General features: G+C 71.8%; 25 protein-coding genes. 9 read left to right on the top strand and 16 right to left on the bottom strand.

From position 1 onward, the window contains the following. Window positions 1–49: 49 nt before the first annotated feature. Window positions 50–892 (bottom strand): MerR family transcriptional regulator, encoded by an 843-nt coding sequence (locus tag ACFO0B_RS07120; protein WP_378611510.1) that lies wholly within the window; start codon window positions 890–892, stop codon window positions 50–52. A gap of 190 nt (window positions 893–1,082) precedes the next feature. Between ACFO0B_RS07120 and ACFO0B_RS07115 the strand changes: the two genes are divergently transcribed. Together ACFO0B_RS07115 and ACFO0B_RS07110 are read left to right on the top strand one after the other, a co-directional pair. Beyond that, window positions 1,083–1,706: a lipocalin family protein gene (locus tag ACFO0B_RS07115; protein ID WP_378611509.1), complete on the top strand. Its 624-nt coding sequence runs from the start codon at window positions 1,083–1,085 to the stop codon at window positions 1,704–1,706. A gap of 7 nt (window positions 1,707–1,713) precedes the next feature. Then, window positions 1,714–3,036: a cryptochrome/photolyase family protein gene (locus ACFO0B_RS07110; RefSeq protein WP_378611508.1), complete on the top strand. Its 1,323-nt coding sequence runs from the start codon at window positions 1,714–1,716 to the stop codon at window positions 3,034–3,036. Here ACFO0B_RS07110 and ACFO0B_RS07105 read toward each other — a convergent pair whose 3' ends face one another. Beyond that, a complete protein-coding gene (locus ACFO0B_RS07105) occupies window positions 3,037–3,318 on the bottom strand; it encodes a hypothetical protein (RefSeq protein WP_378611507.1) in 282 nt (93 codons plus the stop codon). A gap of 216 nt (window positions 3,319–3,534) precedes the next feature. On the opposite strand from ACFO0B_RS07105, the gene ACFO0B_RS07100 reads away from it, so the two are divergent. The 3 genes from ACFO0B_RS07100 (at window position 3,535) to ACFO0B_RS07090 (ending at window position 5,360) form a co-directional block, all read left to right on the top strand. Beyond that, window positions 3,535–4,356 (top strand): mycofactocin-coupled SDR family oxidoreductase, encoded by an 822-nt coding sequence (locus tag ACFO0B_RS07100; protein ID WP_378611506.1) that lies wholly within the window; start codon window positions 3,535–3,537, stop codon window positions 4,354–4,356. Between the two features lie 56 nt (window positions 4,357–4,412). Then, entirely contained in the window at window positions 4,413–4,727 is a 315-nt protein-coding gene (locus ACFO0B_RS07095; RefSeq protein WP_378611505.1) for a hypothetical protein, read from the top strand. Window positions 4,728–4,919: 192 nt separating this feature from the next. After that, window positions 4,920–5,360 (top strand): STAS domain-containing protein, encoded by a 441-nt coding sequence (locus ACFO0B_RS07090; RefSeq protein WP_378611504.1) that lies wholly within the window; start codon window positions 4,920–4,922, stop codon window positions 5,358–5,360. Window positions 5,361–5,428: 68 nt separating this feature from the next. Here ACFO0B_RS07090 and ACFO0B_RS07085 read toward each other — a convergent pair whose 3' ends face one another. Then, window positions 5,429–6,787, bottom strand: coding sequence for a DoxX family protein (locus ACFO0B_RS07085; RefSeq protein WP_378611503.1), 1,359 nt, complete (start codon window positions 6,785–6,787; stop codon window positions 5,429–5,431). 158 nt (window positions 6,788–6,945) lie between these two features. Between ACFO0B_RS07085 and ACFO0B_RS07080 the strand changes: the two genes are divergently transcribed. Then, on the top strand, window positions 6,946–7,755 hold the full coding sequence (locus ACFO0B_RS07080; RefSeq protein WP_378611502.1) for a DUF6319 family protein: 810 nt from the start codon (window positions 6,946–6,948) through the stop codon (window positions 7,753–7,755). Here the strand turns inward: ACFO0B_RS07080 and ACFO0B_RS07075 are convergent. From ACFO0B_RS07075 to ACFO0B_RS07065, 3 genes are read right to left on the bottom strand one after another with little or no spacing between them, the layout of a single operon-like run. Continuing rightward, on the bottom strand, window positions 7,752–9,278 hold the full coding sequence (locus ACFO0B_RS07075) for a diguanylate cyclase domain-containing protein (protein ID WP_378611501.1): 1,527 nt from the start codon (window positions 9,276–9,278) through the stop codon (window positions 7,752–7,754). The two genes, ACFO0B_RS07080 and ACFO0B_RS07075, sit on opposite strands and share 4 nt — an antisense overlap. Further along, window positions 9,278–9,847, bottom strand: coding sequence for a hypothetical protein (locus ACFO0B_RS07070; RefSeq protein ID WP_378611500.1), 570 nt, complete (start codon window positions 9,845–9,847; stop codon window positions 9,278–9,280). Before ACFO0B_RS07070 ends, ACFO0B_RS07075 begins: the two co-directional genes overlap by 1 nt. After that, window positions 9,844–10,452 (bottom strand): pyruvoyl-dependent arginine decarboxylase, encoded by a 609-nt coding sequence (locus tag ACFO0B_RS07065; protein WP_378611499.1) that lies wholly within the window; start codon window positions 10,450–10,452, stop codon window positions 9,844–9,846. The genes ACFO0B_RS07070 and ACFO0B_RS07065 overlap by 4 nt, the downstream gene beginning before the upstream one ends. A 331-nt stretch (window positions 10,453–10,783) precedes the next feature. Between ACFO0B_RS07065 and ACFO0B_RS07060 the strand changes: the two genes are divergently transcribed. After that, window positions 10,784–12,475 carry a sodium:solute symporter family protein gene (locus ACFO0B_RS07060; RefSeq protein ID WP_378611498.1) on the top strand — a complete coding sequence of 564 codons (1,692 nt, stop codon included), beginning with the start codon at window positions 10,784–10,786 and terminating at the stop codon, window positions 12,473–12,475. 12 nt (window positions 12,476–12,487) lie between these two features. Then, complete coding sequence (locus ACFO0B_RS07055) at window positions 12,488–12,757, top strand: hypothetical protein (protein WP_378611497.1); 270 nt, start codon at window positions 12,488–12,490, stop codon at window positions 12,755–12,757. A 63-nt stretch (window positions 12,758–12,820) separates the two neighbouring features. On the opposite strand, the gene ACFO0B_RS07050 is transcribed toward ACFO0B_RS07055, so the two are convergent. From ACFO0B_RS07050 to ACFO0B_RS07015, 8 genes are all read right to left on the bottom strand, one after another. Continuing rightward, window positions 12,821–13,300, bottom strand: coding sequence for an SRPBCC family protein (locus tag ACFO0B_RS07050; protein ID WP_378611496.1), 480 nt, complete (start codon window positions 13,298–13,300; stop codon window positions 12,821–12,823). A 241-nt stretch (window positions 13,301–13,541) separates the two neighbouring features. Next, window positions 13,542–14,990, bottom strand: coding sequence for a PepSY-associated TM helix domain-containing protein (locus ACFO0B_RS07045; RefSeq protein WP_378611495.1), 1,449 nt, complete (start codon window positions 14,988–14,990; stop codon window positions 13,542–13,544). Window positions 14,991–15,119: 129 nt separating this feature from the next. After that, entirely contained in the window at window positions 15,120–15,698 is a 579-nt protein-coding gene (locus tag ACFO0B_RS07040; RefSeq protein ID WP_378611494.1) for a hypothetical protein, read from the bottom strand. 91 nt (window positions 15,699–15,789) lie between these two features. Continuing rightward, window positions 15,790–17,007, bottom strand: a complete 1,218-nt coding sequence (locus ACFO0B_RS07035; RefSeq protein WP_378611493.1) for a TerD family protein — start codon at window positions 17,005–17,007, stop codon at window positions 15,790–15,792. Window positions 17,008–17,057: 50 nt separating this feature from the next. Beyond that, entirely contained in the window at window positions 17,058–18,698 is a 1,641-nt protein-coding gene (locus ACFO0B_RS07030; RefSeq protein ID WP_378611492.1) for an acyl-CoA synthetase, read from the bottom strand. A gap of 230 nt (window positions 18,699–18,928) precedes the next feature. Beyond that, window positions 18,929–20,554 (bottom strand): acyl-CoA synthetase, encoded by a 1,626-nt coding sequence (locus ACFO0B_RS07025; protein ID WP_378611491.1) that lies wholly within the window; start codon window positions 20,552–20,554, stop codon window positions 18,929–18,931. Between the two features lie 205 nt (window positions 20,555–20,759). After that, window positions 20,760–21,404: a hypothetical protein gene (locus ACFO0B_RS07020; RefSeq protein ID WP_378611490.1), complete on the bottom strand. Its 645-nt coding sequence runs from the start codon at window positions 21,402–21,404 to the stop codon at window positions 20,760–20,762. Between the two features lie 40 nt (window positions 21,405–21,444). Beyond that, complete coding sequence (locus ACFO0B_RS07015; protein WP_378611489.1) at window positions 21,445–22,038, bottom strand: DUF4352 domain-containing protein; 594 nt, start codon at window positions 22,036–22,038, stop codon at window positions 21,445–21,447. Window positions 22,039–22,433: 395 nt separating this feature from the next. Between ACFO0B_RS07015 and ACFO0B_RS07010 the strand changes: the two genes are divergently transcribed. Continuing rightward, complete coding sequence (locus ACFO0B_RS07010) at window positions 22,434–22,859, top strand: DUF4189 domain-containing protein (RefSeq protein WP_378611488.1); 426 nt, start codon at window positions 22,434–22,436, stop codon at window positions 22,857–22,859. 79 nt (window positions 22,860–22,938) lie between these two features. Here the strand turns inward: ACFO0B_RS07010 and ACFO0B_RS07005 are convergent, their stop codons facing one another. Beyond that, entirely contained in the window at window positions 22,939–24,159 is a 1,221-nt protein-coding gene (locus tag ACFO0B_RS07005; protein WP_378611487.1) for an acyl-CoA dehydrogenase family protein, read from the bottom strand. Between the two features lie 24 nt (window positions 24,160–24,183). Continuing rightward, window positions 24,184–25,593, bottom strand: coding sequence for an acyl-CoA dehydrogenase family protein (locus ACFO0B_RS07000; protein WP_378611486.1), 1,410 nt, complete (start codon window positions 25,591–25,593; stop codon window positions 24,184–24,186). Between the last annotated feature and the right edge of the window lie 73 nt (window positions 25,594–25,666).

Below are 25,666 nucleotides of genomic sequence, written 5' to 3'. Positions count from 1 at the left end.
CCGGGAGCGGAACTGACCGCTCAGCTCAGCCGGGAGCGGAACTGGCCGCTCAGCGCAGCCTGGCGACGGCATCGGCGAGGCTGCCGACCCGCCGCGCGCCCTCCGGCAGGATCACCGACTCCCAGCCGGGCCCGCCCGCGAGCACCCGCACGCCCGCGTCGATGCAGGTCAGCACGGCCGAGGTGAGCGCGGTCGGCTCCTGCTGCGACCACAGCAGCACCGCCTTCGCCCCGGTGCCGCGGCCGAGCGTGTCGGCCAGCGCGGAGGTCGGCACGTTCGCGCCGAGCATGTGTGCCCCGACCCCCTGCTCGGCGAGCGCGGCGCGCAGCACCTCCAGCGGGAGCGTGTGCGTCTCGCCGCCGGTGCAGGCGAGCACGACCGTGACCCGCGCGGCCGGTGGCGGCGGACAGCTGCGGTGCAGCACCGAGGTGATGCTCCAGGAGAGCGAGTGCTCGACGTCGATGCAGCGCTCCCCGCCGAGCTGGCGGGCGACGATGTCGGCGAAGGTCGGGCGGCACACCAGGTCCCAGGTGTCCACCACGCCGAAGGCGCGCACGTGCGCCTCGACGATCGCGCCGACGGTCGCGGTGTCCAGCGCGAAGGCGGCGGCGAGCAGCCCGGTGCGTTCGCCGCGGAGCGGGGCCGGGCCGCGCGCCGCTGCGGCGGCCCCCGCCGGGCTGGCGCCCTCCCTGATCAGGGTGAGCATCCGGCCGAGCTGGGCGATGTCGGCCTCGGAGTAGAGCCGGTGCTTGCCCGGCCGCTCCTGGGCGGGGCCGATGTCGTAGCGGCGGGTCCAGCTGCGCAGTGTCGCGGTGGGAATTCCGAGGCGGTCGGCCACGGCGCGGACGGTGTAGCCGGCCGTATCGGTGACTGGGGTGGAACCGGCGGGCATGCAGTCATTCTGCCCGCTGTAGGCGATCCCCGTCATGGGTCCTCCTCGCGGTGGGGCTGGGTAGCGCGGCGCGTCCGGGGTATCCGGCGGACGACGTGCCCGATTCGGGGCACGCCCGTCCCGACGCTGAATCGATTATGCATCGTTTCCGTTATCATGGGGGCGACGACGTCGAGAACGAGGAGTTCCGGTGAACCCATTCCGCACGCAACGTCCCGCCCGGCGCGGGGGTCGGCTGCTCGCGCTGGCCGCGGCCACCGTCGCCGCGCTCGCCCCCGCGCTCACCGCGGGCCAGGCGGCCGCGGCGGGCCCGGCCCCGGTGCCCGCGCTGGATGTGACCAGCTACCTCGGCACCTGGAACCAGCTGGCCGCGGTGCCCGCGCCGTTCAACCTGGAGTGCGCCCGCGACACCCAGGCGAACTACACCCTCGACCCGCAGGGCAATGTCGCGGTCTTCAACCGCTGCACCACCTGGGACGGCGGCAGCAACGAGATCCGCGGCACCGCGAGGATCATCGACCAGGTGAGCAAGGCGCAGCTTCGGGTGGAGTTCCCGAACGTCCCCTTCCAGGAAGACCCGGCGGGTACCCCGAACTACATCGTGACCGCGCTCGGCCCCGACTACTCGTGGGCCGTCGTCACCGACCCGTCGCGGCTCTCCGGCTTCGTGCTCTCCCGGACGCCCGCGCTGGACGACGCGAGCTGGGACCAGGTGCGCGGCGCCATCGAGGCCGCGGGCCAGAGCCCGTGCGTCTACCTGACCTCGCCCACCACCGGTGGCATCGACACCATCGCCCCGCTGTGCACCCGGTGACCCGGCGGTGACAGCGCGCGTCACCCTCGCCCTGTTCACCCGGGATCTCCGGGTGCACGACAACCCGGTGCTCACCGCGGCCCACCGCGGGGGTGACGCGGTCGTCCCGGTCTTCGTCCTCGACGACGCCATCCTCGGCGGCGCGTACGCCGCCCCGAACCGGGTCCGGTTCCTGCTCGCCGCGCTGGACGAGCTCGACGCCGAGCTCCGCGGCATCGGCGGCAGGCTGATCCTGCGCCGCGGCCGGGTCGCCGACGAGGTGCTCCGGCTGGCCGCGGAGGTGGACGCCGCCGAGGTGCACGTGGCCGCCGACGCCAGCGGCTACAGCAGCCGCAGGGAGCGGGCGCTGCGCGACGGCCTCGCCGCCGACGGCCGCACGCTCCGGGTGCACGCGGCCGTCGTCACCGCGGCCGACCCCGAGGTGCTCACGCCCTCCACCGGCCGCGATCACTTCGCCGTCTTCTCGCCGTACTTCCGGCGCTGGAGCCAGGCGCACCAGCGCCGCCCGCTCGGCACGCCGCGCGCGCTCACCGTGCCCGAGGTGCGCGGCGAGCGGCTGCCGGACGCCACCGAGCTGAGCAGCGGTGAACCCTCGCCGCGGCTCGCGGTCGGCGGCGAGACCTCGGGGCGCAAGATCGTCAGGGACTGGCTGGCCGGGCCGGTCGGGCAGTACGCCGAGAACCACGACGACCTGGCCGGCGACGCCACCTCCAAGATCTCGCCCTACCTGCACTTCGGCTGCCTCTCGCCGACCGAACTGGTGCACCGGGTCGACATGGACACCGAGGGCGGCCACGCCTTCGTCCGGCAGCTGGCCTGGCGCGACTTCTACGCCCAGCTGCTCGGCGCCGACCCGGAGATCGCCTGGCGGGACTACCGCACCGGCCCGGTCGAGTGGCGTGACGATCCGGCGTCGGCGGCGGCCTGGAAGGAGGCGCGCACCGGCTACCCGCTGGTGGACGCGGCCATGCGGCAGCTGCACGAGGAGGGCTGGATGCACAACCGCGGCCGCCTCGTCACCGCCAGTTTCCTGGCCAAGTCGCTGCGGATCGACTGGCGGGTCGGCGCGGCGCACTTCCTGCACTGGCTGGTCGACGGCGATATCGCGAACAACCAGCTGAACTGGCAGTGGACCGCGGGCACCGGCACCGACACCAGGCCGAACCGGGTGCTCAACCCGCTGCGCCAGGCCGAGCGGTACGACCCGGACGGCGCCTACGTGCGCCGCTACATCCCGGAGCTCGCGCACCTGCCGGGAGCGGAGATCCACCGGCCGTGGCGGGCGGGCGCCGACTACCCGGCGCCGATCGTCGACGTCAACGGAATGTAGTCAGCGCACCGAATCGCAGGTCGCCGGATCGGCCAGCGCGCCCTCGGCGGCGCGTAGCCGGTCGGTGATGGCGGCGAGCAGGTCGATGGATTCCGGCGAGAGCCCGGCGGCGTTGCGCATCAGCCTGCGCAGGCCGGGCAGCGCGAAGCCGGCCGCGGTGGCCTCGTCGCCGGTCGGCGCTTCGTCCGGTAGGGGTTCCGGCTCGTCCGGTGCGACGACGGTCGCGACGCCACCGCCGAGCAGGTCGTCGACGGTCCGGTGTTCGTCCTGGTCGAGTTTCACGGCGCAGTGCTCTCAATCTGTGGATTTCGTTCGTCCACCACGAACGGGCGGAAGGTGTCGCCGCCGGAACGGCCACGTCCTCGAGACGGGTGCGCGGATTGTGACGCATGGTACGACGCGCCGCTCCCGTTCGCGCAGCGGGCCGCGCGCGCGAGCCGGTGCGCGCGCGTAGGGTCGCCTGCGACCGAGACCACGACCTCGCGTGAGGAGCCGGGAATGGGACAGCTGGACGGCCGGGTCGCCGTGATCACCGGCGGGGCGCGCGGGCAGGGCCGCTCGCACGCCGTACTGCTCGCCGGGGAAGGCGCCGACATCGTGCTCGCCGACCTCGCGGCCCCGCTGCCGGGGCTGCAGTACCCGCTCGCCACCCCCGACGACCTCGCCGAGACCGCCGAGCTGGTCCGTGCGGCGGGCGGGCGCTGCCACACCGTGCGCGCGGACGTGCGCAGCCGGGACGACATGGAGCGGGTGGCCGTCGAGACGCTCCGCGAATTCGGCCGGATCGACATCCTGCTCGCCAACGCCGGGATCGCCACGCACGGCACCATCGCCGACATCGATGAGCGCACCTGGCGCGACACCGTCGACGTCGACCTCTCCGGCGTCTTCCACAGCATCAAGGCGGTGTTGCCGACCATGCTGGAGCGGCGCTGGGGCCGGATCGTCGCCACCTCGTCGATCGTCGGCCGGATGGGCGCCACCGGCTCCGGCGCCTATGCCGCCGCCAAGTGGGGCGTGATCGGGCTGATCAAGTCGCTCGCGCTGGAGGTGGGGGAGTCCGGTATCACCGCCAACGCGGTGCTTCCCTCCGGCGTGCGCACCGACATGGTGATGAACCCCGCCACCTACCGCGTGCTGCTGCCGGACCTGGAGAATCCCACCCGCGCGGACGCCGAGGCCATGTTCGCGAAGGGCGGCGGGCTGATCGAGCCGGAGGAGGTCTCCCGGCTGGTGCTGCTGCTGGTCGGGCCGCACGGCGGCCGGTTCAACGGTGAGGCGCTGAGCATCTCGGACGGCATGTCCGGGGGGACCGTCTGATCGGGTGACCCACCCCACCTGCGGTAACGCCGCTCCGGCCGGTCTCGATGAACGGGATGGACGAAGCGAAGGAGAAGGGGAGAGCGGTGGACAACACCACGGCGGCACAGCATTTCGACGCGCTACTGCCCGGTCTCGCGGACCTGCCGCACTGCACCCTCCGGATCGACGGCTCGCCCTGCGCGACCAGGGCCGATCGCTGGGCGCGCGGCCGCGGCTGCTGCCGGGCCACCGGAATCGACCTGCTCTGCGAGAACTGCGCGCTGCGGCTGGAGTGGTGGTTCGCGCTCGGCGTCCGCTTCGAGTGCGGCGGCTGCGGCACGGTGTCGGATTCGCTGGCGGCGCTGTTCCCGGAGTCGGACACGGTGTAGCGCCGGGACGTCCGGGTTCGGCCGTTCGGATCATGCTGGGGGACAACCCTTTACCTGCTCACTGCCGCGCCGCCGGGAAGACACGCGGACGAAATGCGCGGGGAGCCCTATGCTCTCGGTATCGCTGTAAGCCGGGAGAGGCATGGGCGGCCGGTCCCGGCCCGGTTCCGTGCCGCCCGGTCGAGGAGTTCGATGGCCGCTCATCCGGTAGGGCCCGGTGCCGATCGCCCGCGCCGCCCGGAGCCCGATCTGGTGTCGCCGGGAACCGATGCGGCGGTGTGCTTCTCGGAGGCCAGGCTGCGGCGCGACATCACGCTGCTCACCGTCGGCGGTGAGATCGACCTCTCCACCGCGCCGGTCCTGAAGGAGCGGCTCAGCTCCGCCGCGGACGGGACGGGCACGCTGGTCGTCGATCTGACGCCGGTGACGTTCCTCGCGGCGGCCGGGCTGCGGGTGCTGCTCGACGCGCAGTGCGCGGCCGACCGCTCGCAGCTGCGACTGGTCTGGATCACCGGGGCCCGTCCGGTGGATCGGGCGGTCGAGATCGGCGGGGCCGGGGACCGGCTGCGCCGGGTCTCCTCGCTGGCCAGCATTCTCGGGCACCGGGAACGCCGCATGCCGGCGACCGGCTGAGCCGGTCACCGGCATGCTGACGTCTCCGGCCGCGGGTTCGGCGAAACCCGCGGCCGGAGAACTCCACTTCAGCGCAGCCGGGCCTCGGCCCGGTCGCGCGCGACCTCGGCGCGCGCCCTGGCCAGCTCGGCCAGGTGCACGCTGCGGTCGCGGGCCAGCTCGGCCCGCGAGCGCGCGGCATCGCCGAGCTCGGGGGCCCGCTCGCGGGCGATCTCGGCCAGCCTGGCGCTGCGCTCGCGCGCGGTGAGCGCCTGCTCGCGGGCCGCGTCGGCCAGCTCCGGCGCCCGCTTGCGCGCCTTCTTGGCCGCCCTGCGGCTCTGCTTGCGAGCCGTGTCGGCGAACTCCGGGGCCCGCTTGCGCGCTGTACCGGCCCAGTCACCACCGCGGTCCCGCGCGGTGTCGGCGAGGTCCGAGCTCCGGTCCTTCGCCAGCGCCGCCAGGGTGGCGCCGCGATCCTTCGCCGTATCGGCGAGGTCGGAGCCGCGATCCTTGGCGATCTCGGCCCAGTCGGCGCCACGGTCCTTCGCGACGTCGGCGAACTTCGAACCCCGGTCCTTGGCGACGTCGGCGAGTTCGGCGCTCCGCTCACGAGCGAGCTCGGCCAGCTCCGCGCCGCGCTCGCGCGCCGCCTCGGCCAGCACCGGCGCCCGCTTGCGCGCCTTCTTGGCCGCCCTGCGGCTCTGCTTGCGCGCCGTCTCGGCCCAGTCGCCGCCGCGGTCCTTCGCCACGTCGGCCAGATCCGCGCCGCGATCCTTCGCGACCACGGCGAGCTTCGCCCCGCGGTCCTTCGCGACATCGGCCAGATCCGAACCCCGGTCCTTGGCGACCTCGGCGATCACCGCGCCCTTGGCGCCGGCGGTGCCCGCGATACCGCGCGCCGCCTCGGCCACCTCGTGCGCGTGCCTGCGCAGCGCGTCGCCGGTGCCGTCGGCGGCGCTCGCCCCGATCGGCAGCGCCGCGGAGACGGTGGCCGCGGCGTTCTTCGCCGCCCGCCTGCCGCGCCAGCCGAGCGAGGGTTTGCCCTCGGTGTCGGCGCTGGCGATCATCAGCCCGCCGAGCAGCGCCACGTCCTTCAGGAACGCGGCCCGCTTCGCGGACTTGCGATCCGGATCTTCCTCGGCCCAGAAATCCTGCTCGGTGATCGTGGCCGGGACGACCGTGGCGGCGAGCACCAGGGCCGCGAGCCGCGGCGCCTTGCCGAGCGCGAGCAGCGTGCCCGCTCCGACCTGAGCGGCGGCATTGACCTTGACCAGCGTGGCGGTATCGGACGGCAACCTGGTGGCGACATCCTCGGGCAGCGTCCGCTGACCCTTCTGCACGAGGTCGGTCGCTGCCTTCACCCGCGGTTCCGGATTACGCAGGGTATCGATCCCGTCCACGACGAACGCACTGGCCAGCAAGGGTCGCGCGAGTCGGCGCAACAACATGACAGAACCCCTTCCTCGATGGATACGGACCGGGTTCCCGCCTCCGCCGCCCTCAAACGGGGACCGTTCCGCCCGGCTCGGTGCTCGTCTGTCGGTGCCGTGCGGCATCATCGACGCACACCCGTCAGCTCACCCCGCAGATTGCTCGGAGCCCGCCAATGCCCTCGCCACGTAACCGGCCGAAACCCCTGTCCGACAGCGAGATCAATCAGATCGCGGCGGAGATAGCCGCGGGCAGGCCGCCGATGGTGTGGTTCACCTCGGCCGCGGTCGGCGTGCCGGAGGGCAGATCCGGCAAGGTGCTCTCCCTCGGCGACCCGTCCGACGGCGATTTCCTGCAGGTCAAACCCACCGGCTCGAAGGACGTGCTCGCCTTCTCGCCGGTCGAGGTCACGCTGGTCAAGCCGGTCCGCCCGGCCAAGCCTGCGCCGGCCACGGCGCCGACCGGAGCCACCCCCGGCCCCGGCGCCGCCACTTCCGGCCCGGCGTCGGGCGCTGCCGGTTCCGGCGCCCACGGGCCGGGGCCCGCCCGCCCGGCCCCCGCTCCCGCGGGCCGCGCGCCCGCGAATACTGTTGCCCCGACACCGACCCCCAGGGAGGAAACCCCCGTGACGCAGCCGACCACGGCCCCCAAGCCCGCCGCCCCGGCGGCCACCGCCGAGCCCAAGCCGCGCCCGGCCAAGGCGCCGGCCCGCAAGGCGAAGACGCCGGAGGTCACCATCACGCTCAACGGCACCGCCGAGGGCGAGTGGACGGTCGACGTGGTGAGCGGCAAGAAGCGCACGGTGCGCGGCCTCGCGATCAGCACCACCGCGATCTCGCAGGCGGCCAAGATCCTGCACCCCGAGGTCGAGGAGGTCGTCACGGGCATCCTCGAGGCGGTGCGCCGTGACCAGCAGGCCAAGGTCGCCCAGCTCCAGGCCGAACTGGAGCAGGCGAGAAAGCTGCTCACCGAGCTCGGCGACTAGACCGCGGTGTTCACCGTGCTGTCGATACCCTTCGGCAGCCAGACCCGCCGCCCCGGCTCGGTGGGCAGGTGCCGGACGTCCTCGCGATAGGCGTAGCCCAGCGAGCGCTCCTTCGCGTGGTACATCGCCGAGTCGGCCTCGCGTAGCAGTTCGTAGACGCCCGCGTCGAAGCTGCGCGGACCGTCGCAGGCGATGCCGATACTCGCGGTGATCGGGACCTCGCCGACGCTCAGCTCGAACGGCCGCACGAAGGCGGCGAGCAGCCGCTCCGCCAGCGCCCCGGCCTGCTCCCGGTCCAGGGGGGCGAGCACGACGAACTCGTCGCCGCCGTAGCGGGCGGCGACGTCCCGGTTGCCGACCACCCGGCGGATCCGGGCGGCGGCATTGGCGATCAGCTCGTCCCCGACGGCGTGGCCGTAGCTGTCGTTGACCATCTTGAAGCCGTCCAGGTCGAGGAAGAGCAGACAGAGCGGCTGCTCCGGCCAGCGCTCCCGGCTCTGCCCGAGGGCGCGCAGCAGCGCCGAGCGGTTGAGCAGCCCGGTGAGCATGTCGTGGTCGGCCTGGTACTGGGCCCTGCGCTCGCTGCGGGCGCTGCGCACGATGGCGCGCTCGCTGCGGACGAGCACGCCGATCAGCATGAGCGCGAAGAGCGTCGAGACCACCACGCGATCCAGGAAGGTCGGGCTGGAGCCGACCACCGGCACCAGCGCGGCCACGATCAGCGCCACCGCGATCATGCTGGCGCGCTGCCGCGAGTGCTGCGGGTGGATGTGCCGCTGGGTGCCGAGCGAGGTCATCGTCGGGTGCACCGCGGCCACCCCGACGGCCAGGTACGCGACCAGCAGCGGCGCCTGCAGGACGTCGTCGCCGACCAGCCGTGCGCCGACCGTGTCCAGGCTGTAGCCGAGATCGCCGATCAGGATCGCGAGCAGCCCGACGTGCAGCAGCCGCAGCGACGGCTCCGAGGTGCCGGTGGCCATCGAGTAGGCGACCAGCGTCAGCAGCAGTGCGTCCAGCACCGGGTACGCCGCCGCGATCAGCGGCACCGCCCCCGGCTCGGAGGAGCTCAGGATCGGCGAGATCAGGAAGGTCCAGGAGGCGAGCAGCGCGCCGAGCCCGATCAGCCCGGAGTCGAGCAGCAGGTCGTGGTTGGCGCGGGCCTGCCGTGGCCGCAGCCAGAGCGTGGCGGCGGCCCCGATCCCGGCGTACCCGGTCAGGGTGCAGATGTCGTCCAGCGGCTGCAGCCCGGTGCCGCGCAGCGTCGTGCCCGCGGCGAAGGCCACCGCCGATGCGGAGAGCAGGTACCAGGGCAGCGGGTGGGCCGGGCGGTACCGCCACAGCCCGAACCCGATCATGCCGAGCGAACCGAGCACGACGAACGCGGTGGCGCCGAAGGCCACCGGGCCGGAGCCCGCAAGCAGGTGTACCCCGATGGCGGCGGCGCCCGCCGCGAGCAGTAGCGCGCAGCACCCCGCCCCCGGCTGTGCGAGCTTCCCGGCCGTTCGTCCGTCCTGCACGTTCATCAGCCCCCCTCGGTCGCGCCGTTCCCGGTGAACCGTGCCGCGTAGTAGATCTGGGAGTCCTCCACCGCGACGTCGACGCTCGCCCGCTCGTCCAGCGCGGCCCTGATGCCGTCCGCGAACGAGAAGCGAGTGTTGTTGTACGAGCAGATATCCCAGCCGACCACCGCACGCTCGGCCACGAGTACCCGAACCACTGATTCGATCATGACATGGAACGCGGCGCCATGGCGGGCGCCCGGCGCAACGAGGGTGAAACCCGCGTAGAAAACCGCGTCCCGGGCGGCGTGTTCCGGGTAACGCGCAGCGAAGTACTCGGGGCTGATCCACGGCACCGTCTCCAGGCAGCGGGTCAGCGTGGTGACGCCGATCGGCTCGCCCGACGGCAACCGCGCCACGTGCTTGTGGATCCGCGGATCGACCATCTCCGCGCGAAACTCGCTGGGATGCAGTACCTGCCGCGCGGCGGCGGTGGTGCGCAGCGGGCCGAAGGCCTCCTCGTAGACGGCCTGGAAGCGGGCGATCTGCGGTTCGGGGACGCTGGTCTCGACGGTCACGTGCAGCTCGCTCACCGGGTGCCGTCCCAGCCCGCGGCCCGGTACGCGGCGAGCACCAGCGCGCAGGCGGGTTCGGCGTCCGCGCGAATCTCGGTGACGCACAGCTCGATCGGGCCGAAGCCTGCGCTCCGGCGCCGGGTCATGTCGGTCAGGCTGGCCCGGATCAGCGCCTCCACCTCGGCCGCGCTCCCGGCCTCGTGCTCGACGAAGAGCCCGGCCCCCGAGCCGTCGGTGCGCAGCACCCAGCCCATGCCTGCGGCCGCCCGCCCGCCCGGCTCCGCGCCGTGCGCGGCGTACACGCAGTACAGCCGATCGCCCCAGGCGATCGGTTTGCGCACCCGCGCGCCGCGCACCAGCCGGGCGCGCGGCGGGATCACCGACGACAGCCGGATCAGGTTCGCCTCGCCGACGCCGAGCTCGCGTAGCGCCGCGTCGAACGCCGCCAGCGCCGTCGGGCCGGTGCCGGTCGCCGCGCCGATCTCGATGGTCAGTGGTATACCGGACGACCGGGCCGCGCGGGCCGACCTGGTCGCCGGGGTGCGTAATCGCTCCACCCACGGCAGCCCGAGCAGTGCGCTGCGCTGTGCCGAGACCGCTCCGCGCGCGGTGTTGTGCATCATGGTGCCCCTCCGATTCCCCCGGCCCGCCGGATGCGCGGGCCGCGTTCAGCAACGAATTCGACTGTGCGCCAACTCGGCCGGGTTCGCAGGGCGGTTCGCCGAAACGGTGTCGCCCGCTCGGGCGTCCATACCCCTTCCGGCCTGCGGTGATGGAGCTTCGGCATTGCCTGGGCGACTGTCCAGGATTTCTCCCACTGCGGAGCGCCATCGTGGTGCACAATCTCCGGACAGGACCCGAATCAGGTTCGACAGGAGGAATGCAGTGCCGCTTCCCGACTCATCCGTGTTGTCCTCCGTACCGCCGGCAGTCCCCTTACCGACCGACAGTGCGGTGCTCGCCGCCGAGTCCCTCCGGCTGGACGCGAGCGCCGTGGACTTCGCGCTGGTCGCGCTCTACTTCGTGTTCGTCATCGGCATCGGGCTGCTGGCGCGGCAGCGCGTCTCGTCCAGCATCGACTTCTTCCTCTCCGGCCGCTCGCTGCCCGCCTGGGTGACCGGCCTCGCCTTCATCTCGGCGAACCTCGGCGCGGTCGAGATCATGGGCATGTCGGCCAACGGCGCCGAGTACGGCTTCCCGACGTTCCACTACTTCTGGATCGGCGCCATCCCCGCCATGCTCTTCCTCGGCGTGGTGATGATGCCCTTCTACTACGGCTCCAAGGTGCGCTCGGTGCCGGAGTTCATGCGCAGGCGCTTCGGCACCGGCGCGCACCTGGTGAACGCGCTGAGCTTCGCGGTGGCGCAGATCCTCATCGCCGGGGTGAACCTGTACCTGCTCGGCACCATCCTGAACGTGCTGCTCGGCTGGCCGCTGTGGGTATCGGTGGTGGTCGCCGCGGTGATCGTGCTCTCCTACATCACCCTGGGCGGGCTCTCGGCCGCCATCTACAACGAGGTGCTGCAGTTCTTCGTGATCGTGGCGGCGCTGCTGCCGCTCACCCTGGTCGGGCTGCACAAGGCGGGCGGCTGGAGCGGGCTGAAGGAGCGGATCATCGACTCGCCCGGCGGCGCCGCGCAGCTGGAGTCCTGGCCGGGCAACGAGCTGAGCGGGTTCAGCAACAACTTCCTCTCGATCCTCGGCATCGTCTTCGGCCTCGGTTTCGTGCTCTCCTTCGGCTACTGGACGACGAACTTCGTCGAGGTGCAGCGGGCCCTGGCCACGCACTCCATCTCGGCGGCGCGGCGCACCCCGATCATCGGCGCCTACCCGAAGATGTTCATCCCGCTGATCGTCGTGATCCCCGGCATGATCAGCGCGGTGCTGGTGCCGGAGATGGCCGAGTACAAGGCGCAGCGGGCGGCGAACCCGGACTTCACCGGGGACACCTCGTACAACCAGGCGCTGCTGTACCTGATGAAGGACGTGCTGCCGAACGGGCTGCTCGGCGTCGGCCTGGCCGGGCTGCTCGCCGCGTTCATGGCGGGCATGGCCGCGAACATCTCCGCGTTCAACACGGTGTTCAGCTACGACCTGTGGCAGCAGTACGTGAAGAAGGACCGGCCGGACGGCTACTACCTCAGGATCGGCAGGCTCGCGACGATCGGCGCCACGGTGGCCGCGATCTTCACCGCGTTCATCGCGGGCAACTTCGCCAACATCATGGACTACCTGCAGACGCTGTTCAGCTTCTTCAACGCGCCGCTCTTCGCCACCTTCATCCTCGGCATGTTCTGGAAGCGGATGACCCCGGCCGCGGGCTGGGCCGGGCTGGTCGCCGGCACCGCCTCGGCGATCTTCGTCTTCCTGCTCAACGAGTTCGAGGTGACCTCGCTCTCCGGGCAGGGCGCGAGCTTCGTGGCCGCGGGAACGGCGTTCGTGGTCGACATCGTGGTGAGCGTGGTGGTCACCCAGTTCACCGCGCCGAAGCCGGCCGCCGAGCTGGCCGGGCTGGTGTACTCCGAGACGCCGAAGGAGATGCGCACCGACCCGGACGCGGACTCGCTGCCCTGGTACCAGCGGCCGGTGCTGCTCGCCGGTATCGCGCTGGTGCTGGTCATCGCGCTGAACATTTTCGTCGGATAAGGAGCTTCTGCGATGCTTTTCGACATTCGCACCATCGTCGGCTCGCTACTGAGCATCTACGGCGTGGTCCTGCTCGTCACCGGGCTGGTCAACAACACCGCCGCCGAGCAGGCCAAGACCGGCGGCTGGAACATCAATCTGTGGGCCGGGATCGGCATCCTCGCCGTCGGGCTCGCCTTCATCGCCTGGGTGCTGCTGCGCCCGGTGCATGTCGCCGCGGCGAAGCCGGCCGCCGACCCGGAGGCGCCGCTCGACCCGGAGAAGATCACGCCCGCCGAGTAGCGCACACGGCGAGGGCCCCGGCCGCGAATCCGCGGCCGGGGCCCTCGCAATGTCCGGGTCGGATCAGATGACGCCGGGCGCCTGCTGATCCGGGCGGGGGACGTCGCCGCGCCAGGCGCCGGTCTCGTGCCCCTGCTTCTCGATGAACGCCTTGAAGCGATCGAGATCGCCGTTGATCCGGTGCTTCAGCACACCGGTCTTGTCGGCCACCTGCTCCAGGAAGCCGTCCGGGTCGACATCGATCTGGGCGGTGACCCTGGTGTGGGTGTCGTCCAGGCGGTGGAAGGTGATCACGCCCGCGTGCTCGGGGCCGCTGTCCGACTTCCAGGCCACCCGCTCGTCGGGGTGCTGCTCGGTGATCGTGGCGTCGAACTCCTTGGTCACCGGGCCGACCTTGATCCGCCAGTGCGTGTGCTTGTCGTCGAGCTGCCTGATCTCCTCGACACCCTCCATGAAGTGCGGGAAGGACTCGAACTGGGTCCACTGGTTGTACGCGGTCCGGATCGGAACCTCGACGTCGACTGCCGCGGTCATCGTGCTCATGGGGTAACTCCTTTCCCACTCCGGGATCACTCCGGGGAACGGGGCTGGTGTGTCGTCCTGCTGGACGACCGGGACACTCATCGGCTACCCGGGGTCTCCTGGTACAAACAACCGGTACCGCGGCTCGGTACGAGGTGGTTCAGCGGTTATCGCGGCACTGGGCGCGATCTGCCGTGCTGAGGCGGCGGTGGGACGGTGCCGCCCCAGCCGGTGGCAAATGGCCGGCGAAGCCTGCTGTGGGTCAGTCGGTTCCGGCCGGGGCGCGGTTGAACTGCCCGAGCAGGACGTCGATCGCGAGGAAGCCGAGCAGGCTCAGCCCGAACAGCGGGACGAACCAGCCGACCAGCAGCGCGGCCGCCACCGCGGCCACCGCGAGCGGCAGCGGGGTCGAGCGCAGCGCACCGCGGCGCGGCGCCCTGCCGCCGAGGGGCCGACCGGTCGCGCGCGCCGGGCGCCGACGCCACCACATGCGGTAACCGAGCAGGATCACCGTGCTCAACCCGACCATGCTCACCAGCAACAGCAGCTGGTTGACCAGCCCGAACATCAGCCCCATGTGGAACTGGATGCCCCAGTTGGCGAGCTTGGCCATGAGCGGCCACTCCGCGTACGGGAGCCGGTCGGTGACCTGCCCGGTGGCGCCGTCCACCGCGACCGCGTCGGCGCTGTAGGTGCCTGGGATCCGGCGCTCCTTCACGGTGAACGCCTGCCCCGCCGCGCTCGGCACGGAGATCTCGGCCGGCTGGGTGACGCCGTCGGCGCGGGCGGCCGCGAGCACGGCGTCCAGCTCCGTGATCCTGGTGGCCGGGTCCACCGCGGGGGCGGTGGCGTGGCCGGCGGGGTGGTGGTCGCCGCCGGGGGCGTGCGCGGGTTCGGCGCCGGGGAGCGTGCCGCTGACCGCCGGGGTGGTCCAGCTCAGCTGGGCGCGCAGCTCGTCGATGTTCGCGCCCGCGTAGGTGGACCAGGTCATGCCGGTGGCGGAGAGGATCAACGCCATCGGCAGCACCCAGGTGCCGAGCGCACCGTGCCAGGTGAGCTGGCGGTTCCGGCCGCGCTGCGCGGAGTCGGGGGCGAGCAGCCAGGCCGCGGAGTTACGGGCCCGCCGTGCCCGCACCCGGCGGATCCACAGGACCAGCCCGGCCGGCACGATCACCCACAGCCAGGAGGCGGCCAGCTCGCTGTAGAGCCGGCCCGGCTCGCCCAGGTGCAGGTGGCGGTGCAGCTGGGAGATCCAGGTGCGCAGCGGGAGCGCGCCGGAGCTGCCGTAGACCACCTCGTCGCCGACCGGCTCGGCGGTGTACGGGTTCACGAACACCGCGCGGCGTTCGGATTCGCCGAGGGTGGGGTCGGCGAAGAGCACCCGGGTGGTGTCGCCGGGGGTGGGGGCGGGGGCCACCGCGACCAGCGTGAGGTCGGGGCGGACTGCGACGCCGTTGCGCACCTGCTCGGCGAGCGGGGCCTCGGTCTGCCCGACCGGGACGCGCAGAAGATCTTTGGCGGTGAGGGCCTCCAGGGTGGGGGAGATGGCGTAGAGGGCGCCGGTCACGGCGGCGATCAGGATGAACGGGGCGACGAAGAGGCCCGCGTAGAAGTGCAGGCGCAGGGCGAGGGGTTGCAGGGTACGACGGGGTGTGGGGGTGGGGACGTCGTCGGGGGAGGTGTCGGGTGGGCTGACATCGGTGACGCTCATGGAGGTTTCGTTTCGTCGAAGGGCTGTCGGCTCTTCTCGCATCGGCGGCGCGGGCACGGCAGGACGCCAGGTGCCCCGGCGGGGCGCGACGGCGCTCGCCGGTGCTTCGACCGGCGGCGAGAAGGGTGTCTAGTGGACGAAACCCAGCGGTGGGCCGCGGCTGCTCAGCCCCTGCCGCGCGAAGACGCGCAGCACGACCCGATCGCGGTGCGCGATCGGCAGCAGAACCCGGTCCGCGACCGGTGGGGCGGGGGCGCGCGACGGCAGCGCTCGCGCCAGGGCGCCGAGGGCGGCGCGGCAGGCGGCGCCCGTCCCGTGCACGAGCAGCGCGGCGACCAGGACGGCGGCCGCGTGCGCGGCGAGCATGGCGGGCGTCAGCTGGAGATCGCCGCCGTGCAGATGCCCGGACTCGAACCCGAGCCCGGCATGCCCGAGTACCTGGGCCACGCCGAGCGCGGCGACCAGGGCGGCGGCGCTCTCCCGCAGTGCGGGCGCGCCTGCGATCAGTGCCCCGGTGACCGCGGCGGCCGCGAACAGCAGGACGAGCGCGGTGGAGCCGGGCACCTCGAGCCCGACCCCGGCGCGGGCAGCGGCCCACCCGTGCGCCGCCACCGACAGGCACGCGGACAGCGCTCCCGCCGCCGCGCCGCGCACCCGCGCGACCGCGGCGGGAGCACCCGCGTTCCCGCGGCCGGACCGGCACAGCACGGGCCGATTTTACCCGGGTGCGCGGGCCCGCCCGCCCCATCGGGCCCTACCGGAGGGGAAACCATGCGCGGCAGCGAATCCGGTGCTGGGCTCAGGTGTTGTCGCGTTTGAAGGTGTTGAGCGGGCCCTTGTCCATCCTGACCTCGACCCGGCCGTCCGGGTGCAGGATCGCCTTGGGGCGGTGCTCCGACATCCGCCTGCTGTACAGCTCCAGCCGCTCGACCAGCACGCCGTCCGGCCGGTTGTAGACGATGCCTGGGACGCAGGTGAAGATCCAGCTCGACTTCTTCGCCTGGTCGGCCGGGATGGTGACCTCCTCCTCGCCGCCGCTGTCGATGGCGAGCGTCACCCGGTACTTGTGGAAGGAGCCGGTGCCGTTGTTGATCGCCGAGTACGCCACCGGCACCACCGCCGCGATCTCCGGCGCGAACCGCACCTCGATGATCTCCTCGGTGCTCCCGCCGCCGCGGTTCACGTCACCGCGCCCGCGGTCGCCCAGGTGCCGCACCAGATCCTTGAACTGCGGGTTCGCCGGGATGCCCTGGGCGTCGAAGGTGGCGACGTGCACCACGGTGCCGTCGGTCAGCACCACCAGCGCGTACGCCTCGTAGTCGGTGCCCGACGTCCACGCCACCCGCAGCCGCACCACCGGTGCCTTCCGCAGCAGTACCGGCGCCGAGTTCTTCTCGAGCGTGATCGAGCGCTTGATCAGGTTCGGGCCCGGGCTGCCCGCCCCGGGCGGCGGCGGGAACCCGCCCGGACCACCCGGCGGCGGTGCGGCGAAACCGCTGGGCGGCGGCGGCGCGGCGGCGGCCGGTCCGGGATCGTCGACGGTGATTCCGTAATCCGTCGCCAACCCGGCCAACCCGGACGCGTACCCCTGCCCGACATTGCGCAGCTTCCACGCCCCACCGCGCCGATAGATCTCCCCGAGCACCACCGTGGTCTCGGTACTCAACCCTCCGACGACCAGATCGTGCGCCGCACCCCCATCGGTCACCTGCACCGCGAGCGGAACCGCGGCGACGGTCCCGGTGTCGACGGAGGCGGCGACGACGAGCCGCTCGACCCGCGCGGCGACCCGCCCGAGGTCGACGCTGATCGCCCCACCGGCCAACCGCACCGCCCCGTCCGGCGACTCCGGCTGGTTGTAGAACACGAAGTCGGCATCCCCGCCGACCTTCCCGTCCGCCCCGACGCACAGCACCGAGACGTCGATACCGTTCGGCGCCACCGTGATCCGCACCTGCCCACCGCCGAGCGGCACATTGCCGCCCTTCGGCAGGGCACCACCCGGGCTCGAGTTCACTGCGGACCCCTCGTCACTCGTCCGATTCGTACGGTTCCGAGCCTAGGGGATCAGCCCTCCACGTCCATCTCGGCGAGCGGCTTGCGCAGCAGCTTCCCGGTGGCGTTGCGCGGCAGCTCGTCCAGGAAGACCACCTCGCGCGGCACCTTGTACCGCGCCAGATTCGCCTTGACGTACTCCTTGATCTCCTGCGGATCCCGGCTCGACCCCGGCCCGGGCACCACGAAGGCGCGCAGCCGCTTCCCGTACTCCCGGTCGTCCACCCCGACCACCGCCGCCTCGAAGACGTCCTCGCGGCCGGCGATCAGGTTCTCCACCTCGAGCGGGAAGACGTTCTCGCCGCCGGAGACGATCATGTCGTCGTCGCGGCCGTCGATGAAGAGCAGCCCGTCGGCGTCGACGTGCCCGACGTCGCCGCTGTTCATCATCCCGTCGACGATCTCCTTGGTGCGCCCGTCGGTGTACCCGGTGAAGGCGAAGCCGTTGTCGACGAAGATGGTCCCGGTGACATCGGGCTCGGTGATCGGCTTCCGGTTCTCGTCCAGCAGCACGATCCGGATCCCGACCGGGGCCTTGCCCGCGGTGGTCGGCGCCTTGCGCAGGTCGGCCGGGGTGGCCACGGTCATGACCGCGCACTCGGTGGAGCCGTACAGGTTGTAGAGGCTGTCGTTGAAGTGGTCGAGCGCGCGGGTCACCACGTCCGGGGCGATCGCCGAGCCTGCCGCGAAGATCACCTTCAGGCTGCTGACGTCGTACTTCGCCAGCACCTCGTCGCCGAGGTCGAGCATGCGCTGCAGCATGGTCGGCACCACGACCAGCGAGTCGGCCTTGTACTCCTGGATATTGGCGAGCGTGCCCTCCGGGCTGAAGCGGCGCTGCTGGAAGACCACCCGGTTGCCGAGCGCGAGCCCGAGGGTGAACTGGGAGAGCCCGGTGCCGTGGAAGATCGGCGCCGCCATCAGCATCGTGCCGTTGCGCGGCAGCGGCACCCGGTCGATGAACTGCGCGGAGGCGAAGGGGCTCACCCGGTCGCGCGGGGCGCCCTTCGGCGTGCCGGTGGTGCCGCTGGTCAGGATGACCATGCCGCCCGGCTTCTCCGGCGCGGGCAGCGGCGTGGTGTCGCGGCCCGCGATCAGCGAATCCAGGGTCGGGATCGCCGGATCAGCGCCGTCCTTCTCGTCCACCCAGGTCAGCACGTGCGGGATGCCGGAAGGGATGGCGCTCATCAGATCGAGGAACTCGCTGTCGTGCAGCACCGCCTTGACCTTCTCGCGCTCGGCCACGTCGGCGAACTGCGGCTTGGCGAAGCCGGTGTTCATCAGCACCGCGCGTACGCCGAGCTTGCCCGCGGCGAGCAGGCTGAGCACCATGCCGCGGTGATCGCGGGCCAGCACGGCGACCACGTCGCCGGGGCCGATGCCGTTCTCGGTGAAGCCGCGGGCCAGCGCGTTGGCGCGCCGGTCCAGCTCGCCGAAGGTGATCTCGCCGAGCTCGTCCACGATGGCGGCGGCGTCCGGCCTGGTCTGCGCGGCGTGCATGACGACTCCGGCGAACGGCCCGAATTTGAGCACGTTGATCGCCGAGCGGGCGGCGTGGTCGAGCCGCAGCGGATTGAAGAGCCGCCGCTTGAGCATGACGTTGACGCCGAGAGCGAGATCGCTCGCCTTGCGGATCGGGGCCGGGAGTGCCATCTGCTACGCCTTCCGCGCGGCCCGGCCGCCGGCGAGCGGGAGGTGGCGGGAACCGCGGCTTCGAGATCCAGTGCTAGCCAGACAATAGCAGCGGCCGGTATCGGCCGTGTCGCACGTCTCGTCCCGCTGTCCGCGGTGTATCCGCAGGTGACGAAGGTCAGGCGGCGGAAGAAGTGAACCTGGAGCCGCCGCCCGGGCATCCGGGGGACGCGCCGGGCGGCGGAAAAGGCTCAGGCGTTGACGTCGTACTCCACCAGGACGCGGCGCAGCAGCTTGCCGGTGGGGTTGCGCGGCAGGTCGTCCAGGAAGACCACCTCGCGCGGCACCTTGTACCTCGCGAGGTTGTTCTTCACATACGCCTTGATCTCCTCGGCGTCCGGGTTCTGCCCCGGCTCCGGGACGACGAAGGCGCGCAGCCGCTTGCCGAACTCCACGTCGTCCACGCCGACCACCGCGACGTCGAAGATGTCCGGCCGCTCCAGCAGCAGGTTCTCCACCTCCTGCGGGAAGACGTTCTCGCCGCCGGAGACGATCATGTCATCGTCGCGGCCGTCGACCATGAGCAGGCCGTGCTCGTCGAAGTGCCCGACATCGCCGCTGGACATGAAGCCGTCGATGATCTGCTTGTGCCTGCCGTCGGTGTAGCCCTCGAACGGCGCGCCGCTGCGGATGAAGATGCGCGCGGTGGTGTTCGTCGCGCTCACCTGCTTGTCGTCCTCGTCGTAGAGCCGCACCTCGCAGGTGATCGGCGGGCGGCCGACGGTGCCCGGCGCGATGGCAAGCTCGTCCGGCTGGGCGACGGTGGCCACGGCGCACTCGGTGGAGCCGTACAGGTTGTAGAGCACCGGGCCGAACACCTCGGTGGCCTTCACGCACAGCTCCGGCGAGAGCGCGGAGCCGGCAAGCACGATGCCGGTGAGCGAGGAGAGGTCGTACTTCGCGCGCACATCGGCGGGCAGCTCGGCCATGCGGTGCAGCATGGTCGGCACCGCGACCAGCATGTTCGCCTTGTTGTCCGAGATCGCCTTCAGCGTGCCCTCGGCGTCGAAGCGGCGCCGCATGACGATCTTGTTCGACAGCGCGGTGCCGACCAGCCAGGTGGCGAGGCCGGTGCTGTGGAAGATCGGCGAGACGATCACCATGGTGCCGCGCTGCACGAACGGCAGCCGGTCCACGATCTGCGCGGTCGCCAGCGGCGAGACCTTGGTGCGCGGCGCGCCCTTCGGCAGCCCGGTGGTGCCGCTGGTCAGGATGATGAAGCCACCCGGACGCGGGGGCGCGGGCAGCGGCTCGGCGGAGTTCGCGGCGACCAGGTCGTCCAGGGTCTGCGCGCCGGCGGGCAGCTCGGTGCCCTCGTCCACCCAGGTCAGGTAGCGCGGCAGCTCCGGGGGCAGCGCGTCGAGCAGGCCGAGGAACTCGCTGTCGTGCAGCACCGCCTTGACCTTCTCGCGCTCGCACACCTCGGCGAACTGCGGCTTGGCGAAACCGGTGTTCATCAGCGCGATCCGGACGCCGAGCTTGCCCGCCGCGATCATCGAGAGCAGCAGGCCGCGGTGGTCGCGGGCCAGCACCGCGATCACGGTGCCCGGGGTGATGCCCGCCGCCTCCAGGCCGCGGGCGACCGCGGTGGACTGATCGTCCAGCTCCCGGTAGGTGAGCTCGCCGCGCTCGTCGACCAGCGCGACCTGGTCGGGCGCGATCCGGGCGGAGTGCCGGACCAGGGTTGCCTGCGGACCGTAGATCTGCGACTCCCGCATGGTGCGCAGCGTCTCCACCGGCGCCTTGGGATTGCTGACCCCGTTCTGCCGCAGCACCCCCAGCGCCTTCACGACCTCGAGCGCATGGGCCAACTTCATGGGCGAACACCTCCACAAGCGGGGTTCGCCCTCGTGCCCGAAGCGCGAACCCACCGGACTTCTACGAACGCATACCGTAGCAGTGCGAGTGCGGCAGATCACAGGGAAAGCCGACAAACCGGACCGCCGATACCTACTCGCGCGTAACCCCAGGTAGACGGCGCCGCCCCCGAGCCTGAGCAGCGGGGGCGGCGGCCACGTCGGGTCAGTTGTACACCGCTCCGAAGCTCGGCATGGTGACGGTGCCGCGCTGGTAGGCGAATCCGTCCGGGTGCTCCGCGCTCACCGGCATCGGCCAGCGGTGCCAGAGCGAGCCGTAGATGGCGGCGACGACCGGGCCTGCGCCGATGCTCAGCCTGGCGGTGCGGATGGTGGTGTCCACCGGGATGTCCTGGTGCTCGATCAGCTGGTTGGTGCCGCTCTCGCCGGTGGCCAGGTTGAGCCAGATCACCTCGAGCCTGGCGTCGTTCTGGTTCGGCGCGATGGTGCCGGGACCGCCGAAGAAGGCGAAGCGGAAGCCGTCGTACCCGAAGGCGAGGCCGTTGCCGTAGAGGCTGCCGCCGTCGCCGCGGCCGATATCGGACTGCGCGGGCACCTGGAACGGCTGCGCCGGCGCCGCCACCTCCCCGGCCTTCGCGATCGCCGCGGTGTCGGTGAGCAGCCGGTCGAGCGCCGCGACGGCCTCCGGATTGCCCGCCGCCACCGTGCGCAGCTGCTGCGCGGCGGCGATCGGATCGATCACCGGCGTCGACTCCGGCGCGGAGGCCGCCGGCCCCGCGAGCGCGAATGCGCCTGCCGCGAGCGCGGCGACGGCGAGAGAGAGACGACGCAGTGAACCCACTCGATGCATACCCAGTTCTCCTCGAAGAGTCGTGGTAACGCTGGTTGGTCTAGCGCAGATCGACCTTCGCCCCGGCGGACGACTGCGAGCCGTGCACCTCCAGCACCGCGGGAACGGTGCCGACCGGGACGTCGAAGGCGACCTTCACCGTAACGGTGTCTCCGGGCGGCACCGCGGAACTCGGGATCGCGGCGGCGGGGAATTCCCGGCCCAGGTCGTCGACGAGCGTCTGGTCGCAGCCCGCGCAGGAGCGCGGCCGGTCGTCGGTGTTCCGCACCACGACGGTGAGCACGCGGTACTCGCCGTTCGCGGTGGCCGGGCCGAGCGATTTCACCGGCGGCTCGATCTCGGTGACCTGGAAGGCCAGCGCCGCGTCCCGCACCTCGGCGGTCGGCAGCGGGGCCGGGTCGGTGGCCATCCTGGCGACGGTGAAGGCCCCGCCCCAGAGCAGCAGGATTGCGCCGATGATCGCGAGCGGCACCGCGAGCGCGCCGGAGCGGGCCGGACGGGCCCGGAAGCCCGGCGGCGGCGTCGTGAAGCCGGGTGGCAGCTCCTCGCTGATCGGCCGCGCCGCCCCCGCGGTGTGGTTGCCCCCTGATCGCCGATGCCACGGCAATCCGCGGCTCACGGTGTTCCCCTGCATCCTGAGAGTGTGCGTCATCACGCGCGAGAAGGGAATAGTGGGGTCTACGTTGGGACGATAGGGAGCTGATATCGCTCCATCGAATACTGTCTGAATATTTGCCAGCACGGCTGGCAAACCGGCATTGACGATGCCCGAGTGGTCGATTCCCGGTCGCGCGTCCAGTTCGACGGCGGCGCCGGGCAGCCTCATGTAGGCGCCGCGGCGACGGGCGGGTCGGCGACGATAGCGAGCGCCGGCGGTACCGCGAGTCCGCGGCCGCGCCGTATTCCGTTCACACGACCGTGATTCCACGCGGACAGGACCCTGATTCGTCTCGTTTGGACGGAATTGCCGGAACCGTGAATGATGACCAGGTTCCGGACCAGGAGCATGTTCGACAGAGGGATGGATCGATGAGGGTTATGGGTAAGGTCGGCTTCGCCGTGGCGGCGGGCGCCCTTGCGGTGGGGAGCGTGTTCGGCGCGGGTACGGCGAACGCCGCCGGTCAGCACGCGGCGATCGCGGTGAGCAACAGCACGCTGTACTACGGGGTCAGCGCCGACCTGGCGAGCTTCGACGAGGCCAAGAAGGGGGCGCTGGACAACTGCGGCGAAGCCGACTGCAAGATCCTGGCTTCCTGGGCGAACGGCTGCGGCGCGCTGGTCGCCAGCGACGACGGCTACGCGGCGGAGTCCGGCCCGAACCGGGCCGCGGCCGAGCGCGCCGCCTACGAGCTGATCTCGCGGATCACCCCGACGGCGGTGCTCGCCAACACCGGCTCCGCCCAGCTGAGCGGCGCCCGCATCGTCGAGGTGGTCTGCACCGGCAACGCCCGCTGAGTGCGCGCCGGGATCGGGGGTCCCGGCCCTGCACGCGAATCGGCCCGGACCACTGCTGGTCCGGGCCGATTTCGTCGAGCTACTTCAGCTGGGTGCTGCTCAACCCGAGCACCCGCCGCGCCACGATCAGCTGCTGGATCTGCTGCGTGCCCTCGAAGATGTCCAGGATCTTGCTGTCCCGGCCCCACTTCTCCAGCAGCAGCCGCTCCGAGTAGCCGATCGCACCGGCCAGCTCGACCGCCTTGAGCGTGACGTCGGTGCCGGTGCGCCCCGCCTTGGCCTTCGACATCGAGGCTTCCAGCGAGTTCGGCTTCTTGTTGTCGGCCATCCAGGCGGCGCGCAGCGCGAGCAGGTAGGCGGCCTCGTAATCGGCCTCCATCCGCAGGAACTCGGCGGCGGCGGCGTGCTGGTTGTTGGCCGGGGCGTCGTAGTCGATCTCGACGCCGGCGTCGGCGAGGATGCCGCGCAGCTCCTCCAGCGCGGCCCGCGCCACGCCGATGGCCATGGCGGCGACCAGTGGACGGGTGTTGTCGAAGGTCTGCATGACCCCCGCGAAGCCCTTCTCCACATTGACTTCCGGGCTGCCGAGGATGTTGTCCGCCGGGATCCGGCAGTCCTGCAGCAGCAGCACGGCGGTGTCGGAGGCCTTGATGCCGAGCTTGTGCTCCAGCCGGGCCACGGAGAGGCCGGGGGCGTCCCGCGGCACGACGAACGACTTGATCGCCGCGCGGCCGAGCGACTTGTCCACCGTCGCCCACACCACGATGTGGGTGGAGCGCTCACCGGCGGTGACGAAGATCTTCTCGCCGTTCAGCACCCACTCGTCGCCGTCGAGCACGGCGGTGGTGGTGACGGCGGCCGAGTCCGAGCCGAAGGACGGCTCGGTGATCGCCATCGAGGCCCACACCTTGCCGAACCGGGCCAGCTGGTCGTCGGTGGCGACCGCGGCGATTGCGGCGTTGCCGAGCCCCTGGTAGGGGATCGAGAGCATGAGCCCGACATCACCCCAGGAGGTCTCCAGCGCGTTGAGCAGGGCGGACATGTTGCCACCGTTGGTGTTGCCGAGCAGCTCGGTGGCGTGGCCGTTCTCGTCCGAGCGGCCGCCGGCGGCGCCGCCGATCTTCTGCGTGCCGGAGTCGTTGAGCCCCTCCACCATGGCGGCCATGGTGTCCAGCTCGACCGGGTACTCGTGCTCGGCGAGGTCGTACTTGCGCGAGATGGGGCGGAAGATGTGCGCGGCCACCTGGTGCGCCTGGTTCGCGCTTGCCCGCAGCTTCTTCGGCAGTTCGAGGTTGATCATTGTTCAGCTCTCCTGGAGAAAAAGTCAGATGAGGACGACGCCCTCGGCCACGCCGATTGCCCGCAGATCGCGGTACCAGCGCTCGACCGGGTGTTCCTTGGTGAAGCCGTGGCCGCCGAGCAGCTGCACGCCGTCCAGGCCGATCCGCATGCCCTTGTCCGAGGCCAGCTTGCGGGCCAGCGCGGCCTCGCGGCCGAAGGAGAGCCCCTGCTCGGCACGGGAGGCGCCGCGCAGCGTGACCAGCCGCAGCCCGTCCAGCTCGATCGCGATGTCGGCGACCATGAAGGCCACCGCCTGCCGGTGCGAGACCGGCTCGCCGAACGCCTCGCGCTCGTTCACGTACGGAATGACGTAGTCGAGCACGGCGCGGCCGGTGCCCGCCGCCAGCGAGGCCCAGCCCAGCCGGGCCAGCCGCACCGCGTCGGCGTACTCGGCGGCGCGGGTCGCGGCGTCGCCGTCGCCCAGGATCGCCTCGGTGCTCACCGCGACGTCGTCCAGGATCAGCCTGCCGAGGCCGCCGGCGCGCAGCCCCATGCTGGGATCGGCCTCGACGACCAGCCCCTTGCTGTCCGACTCCACCAGGAAGAGCGCCGGGCGTCCGTCCAACTCGGCGGCGATCACGAACAGCTCGGCCTCCGCCGCGGCAGGGACCAGGCTCTTCACTCCGGTCAGCCGGTAGCCGCTCGGCGAGCGGACCGCCTTGGTCTGCAGCGCGAAGGGGTCGAAGAGCGCGCGCGGCTCGGAGATCACGACCGAGGACTGCGGCACGTTCTCGCCGGTGTAGGCGGGCAGGTAGGTCTTCTGCTGCGCGTCGGTGCCCCACTGCGAGAGCGCGACCGCGACCCCGCTCGGCGCCAGGATCGGCAGCGCCAGCCCCATGTCGCCGTGCGCCAGCGCCTCCGCGACCAGCGCGTTGGTGACCGCGCCGCGCTCGCTGGCCGCGCCGTCGAGCTCCTCGGGGACGTTGATCAGGGTGATGCCGAGCTCGGCGGCGCGCTCCAGCAGGTCCTTCGGCGCGGCGGCGGCGTGGTCGGCGTCGTGAGCGGCCGGGCGCAGGATCTCGGCGGCGAACTCCTTGACCGTGTCGACGATCATCTTCTGGTCGTCGGTGGGGGAGAGGTCGAAGTACCCCTTGGCCTTGGACTCGTTGTCCGGCAGCCGCTTCGGCGCGCCGTTGCCCGCCACCTTGCCGAAGGCGCGGGTCGCGGCGCCGAGGGTGCGGAAACCGGTCCTGGTCCCCTCGTAGGTGGCCCGCTCCAGCGGCTTGCGCAGGTTGTACTTCTCGGCGAGCTCCGAGCCGGTGATGGTGGTCATCACCCGCATGGCCGCGCCCATCCAGTCCCGCTTGGGCTGGTGCAGGCCGACGGCGGAGTCCTCGCTCCGGCCGGACTCCGGACGTCGCTTCGTCGCGCTGTCTCGCGTGCTCATCATCACCTGTTTTCTCGAGGGTGGGGGTGAGATCTGGTCCCAGCTATCTTACTCCTGAGTAAGACTACCTTACTCCAGA

The organism is Nocardia jiangsuensis (assembly GCF_042650385.1).
Taxonomy (GTDB): Bacteria; Actinomycetota; Actinomycetes; order Mycobacteriales; family Mycobacteriaceae; genus Nocardia; species Nocardia jiangsuensis.
The sequence above is the reverse complement of the archived record's forward strand: the minus strand, read 5'-3'. Positions and strand labels throughout refer to the sequence as shown.